Here is a 3,479-nt window from a genome sequence, read left to right on the forward strand (position 1 = left end):
GGGGTGGGTGGGTGCGGCGGACGTCGTCGGCTGCGGCGACGGGTCGGATGGCCGGCGCACACGCGCTACACAGTGTTCCATGCCGCGGCGTCCTGTTCCAGTCAAGGGCGGAAAGCCGACGACGGCGGGCCGCGCCGCCGTCGTCGTCCGCAGTTTCGGAGCGGGGCTTTAGTGGACCGCCACGGGCTCCTTGGCCGCCTTCGGGTCCGTCAGCTTCTTCTTGGGCAGCGCGAAGCTGATGAGGAAGGCGATGCCGGTGAGGACAGCGGCGGTGAGCATGACCGAATCGATCGCGTAGGCGAAGCCTTCGGTGATGGGGCGGGTCAGCACGCTGTTGGCCGAGTGCAGCCAGCTGGTGTCATTGAGCGAATCGTTCGAGGCGCCGTTCCGGAAGAATTCGTAGAGCTTGGCGTTGGCGGGGTCCGCGGCCACGGCGGGATCGTTCAGGACGGCCTGGTAATCGGCGTTTCCGATGGCCGATTTCATGGTGTCGGCGATCCGGCCGGCGGCCACGCTGAACAGCATGGAGATGAACACCGCAGTGCCCACCGCGCCGCCCATGGACCGGAAGAATGCAGCGGAGGAAGTCCCCACGCCCATGTCCTTCGGCGGCACGGAAACCTGCATGGCCAGGGTGAGCGGCTGCATGCAGAAACCAAGTCCCATGCCGAAGAACACCGCGATCACGCCCGGAACCCACAGGGCGGTGTCCACGCCCAGGGACAGGCCCATCACCAGCGCCGCCGTGGTGAGGATCGCCGTTCCCATGATGGGGAAGATCCGGAACGTTCCCGACGCCGAGATGGTGCGTCCGGCGGTGATGGAACCTGTCAGGATGCCCACGGTGAAAGTGATCATCATCAGGCCGGCCTCGGTGGGGGTCAGGCCCTTCACCAGCTGCAGGTACATGGGAAGCATGGCGATGGCGCCGAACATGCCGATGCCGATGATGAAGTTCAGCAGCGACGAAAGGCCGAAGGTCAGGTTGCGGAAGAGCCGGAGCGGGATCAGGGCGTAGTCGCCGGCGCGCTTTTCGGCCAGCAGGAACCAGATGATGCCCACGACGCCCAGCCCGTAGCAAAGGAACGAGTTGAACGAGGCCCAGCCCCAGCTGCGGCCCTGTTCCGCCACCAGCAGCAGCGGGACAATCGCGAGGGTGATGGCGGCGGCGCCGAAGTAGTCGATCTTCTGCTTCACATGCTTGGCCGGAAGGTGCAGGAACAGGAACACCACGGCCAAGGCGGCCAGACCGATGGGCAGGTTGATGAAGAACACCCAGCGCCACCCGTCAAAACCCAGGATGGTGGCTGATCCGGCGAACGCACCGCCCACCACAGGGCCGAGCACGGAGGAGATGCCAAACACCGACATGAAGTAGCCCTGGTATTTGGCCCGGTCCTTGAGGGACACGATGTCGCCGATGATGGTCAGCGCGAGGGCCAGCAGGCCGCCGGCGCCGAGGCCCTGGACGCCGCGGGCGATGGCCAGTTCAGTCATGGAGTTCACCGAACCCGCGTACAGCGAGCCCACCAGGAAGATCACGATGGCGATCAGGTACAGCGGGCGGCGGCCGAAGATGTCGCTCAGCTTGCCGTACAGCGGCGTGCTCACGGTGGAGGTGATGAGGTATGCGGTGGTTGCCCAGGCCTGGAGGGAGAGGCCGTCGAGGTCGTTGGCGATGGTGTAAATGGACGTGGACACGATGGTCTGGTCCAGGGAGGCCAGGAACATGCCCAGCATCAGCCCCACCATCACGGTGACGATCTGACGCTGCGTCAGGGTTTCGCCGGCGGCGGGCGCGGCAGTGGTTTTGGACATGGGTGCTCCAACGAAGAAAAAGGGATTAAGCCTGTTAGTTGCTTTCGGTAACTATGTTACTTCCCGATTTGTTCCTGCAGCCGGGTAAATTCCCGCAGCTCGAACCGATTGGCGCGATCCCAGCCCTCTCAAGCCGCTTTAGTGCCGGGATCCCGCCACTCAGCGTTGGACCAGGATCCCATCCGGATCGCACCAGACGTTAACGCCGGGCCGGAACGTCACGCCGTCGATCACCACATCCACGTCGACTTCACCGGCACCGTCCTTGGCGCTCTTGCGCGGGTTGCTGCCTAGCGCCTTGACCCCCAACTCCAGGGCGGCGATCGCTTCGCGGTCCCGGATTGCCCCGTTGATGACGACGCCGGCCCAGCCGTTTGCCACAGCACTTTCGGCGATCATGTCCCCCATGAGGGCAGTGCCGAGCGACCCGCCACCGTCCACTACCAGCACGGCGCCGTCGCCGGGGGTGGCGAGGGTGGACTTCACCAGGGCGTTGTCCTGGAAGCAGCGGATGGTCCGTACCGGTCCGCTGAAATGCGAGCGGCCGCCCATGGACTGGAACTGGAGGGAGACTGACGCCAGTTCCTCGCCGCGCTCATCGTAGAGGTCGGCCGTGTTGACGGCAGGGCTGGACGTGTTTTCGGCTGATGCGGCCATGTGGTTCTCCTTGGAGTCCGTAGAGCGGGCAGGTTCGCCTGGCAATGTCCCGGCGTATGACACGCTGCGGGATGATGCCCACGATAGTCTGATTTTCAGAATCACCAACCGTTCCAGGGGGAACCAGCATGAGCCTGTCCGACACACCCGCAGCAGCGGATCCCAGCCCTGCAGCAGAAAGTACGACGGCGGCGCTCGCGGAACCGACGCAGAGGGTCACCGCGCGTTGGGTGACCGGGCTGGTGCTGGTTAACGTTGGCATCAACGCCGCGTTCTTCGGGCCCATCAACGTCTTTGTCGCCGAGCAGGCCATTGGCATCGACGAAGCCAACAAGGAAGCCATCGCCTCCCTCGTCCTTGGGTGCGGCGCCGCCGTGTCCCTGGTGGCCAACCCGCTGTTCGGGGCGCTGTCCGACCGGACAATCTCCGGTTTCGGCCGGCGTTCCCCCTGGGTCCTGGCCGGTGCCGTGCTGGCCGCGGCAGCGTTGCTGGCAATGTCCGGGGCCACGGCTGTTGCCCTGATGGTCCTGTTCTGGTGCCTGGTCCAGCTGGGCGCCAACGCGGCCTATGCGGCCATCACCGCTGCCATCCCGGACCGGGTGCCGGTGCTGCAGCGCGGCGGAGTGGGGGGACTGGCGGCCCTGGGCCAGACCTTGGGAATCCTGCTTGGTGCAGTCTTCGGGGCGGTGGTGTCGGGAAATTTCATGGTGGGCTACACCATGTGTGCGGCCGCCCTGCTGTTCTCCGTGGTGCCGTACCTGTTCCACCGCAATGACCCGCCGCTGCCCAGGGAGCTGCGGCCGCCGTTCTCGTGGGGCAGTTTCCTCCGCGGCTTCTGGATCAGCCCGGCCCGCCACCCTGACTTCGCGTGGGCGTGGCTCACCCGCTTCCTGGTCAACGTCTGCAACCAGCTGACCATTGTGTACCTGATCTTTTTCCTCGGGGACGTCCTCAAGCATGAGAACCCGGCGCTGGGAGTCCTGACCCTGACCGGGATCTATGCG

3 protein-coding genes are annotated in these 3,479 nt (G+C 65.4%); 1 reads left to right on the forward strand and 2 read right to left on the reverse strand.

Features of this window, described 5'->3' with window-relative positions:
- Positions 1–168 precede the first annotated feature (168 nt).
- Both DBR22_RS09680 and rraA read right to left on the reverse strand, forming a co-directional pair.
- Positions 169–1,818 carry an MDR family MFS transporter gene (locus DBR22_RS09680; RefSeq protein WP_108598842.1) on the reverse strand — a complete coding sequence of 550 codons (1,650 nt, stop codon included), beginning with the start codon at positions 1,816–1,818 and terminating at the stop codon, positions 169–171.
- Between the two features lie 159 nt (positions 1,819–1,977).
- Positions 1,978–2,475, reverse strand: coding sequence for a ribonuclease E activity regulator RraA (gene rraA, locus DBR22_RS09685; protein WP_108598843.1), 498 nt, complete (start codon positions 2,473–2,475; stop codon positions 1,978–1,980).
- Positions 2,476–2,603: 128 nt separating this feature from the next.
- Here rraA and DBR22_RS09690 point away from each other — a divergent pair.
- Positions 2,604–3,479, forward strand: an 876-nt coding sequence (locus DBR22_RS09690) for an MFS transporter (protein ID WP_108598844.1), incomplete at its 3' end; no start/stop codon positions are given.

It is taken from the genome of Arthrobacter sp. HMWF013 (genome assembly GCF_003061105.1).
GTDB lineage: Bacteria > Actinomycetota > Actinomycetes > Actinomycetales > Micrococcaceae > Arthrobacter.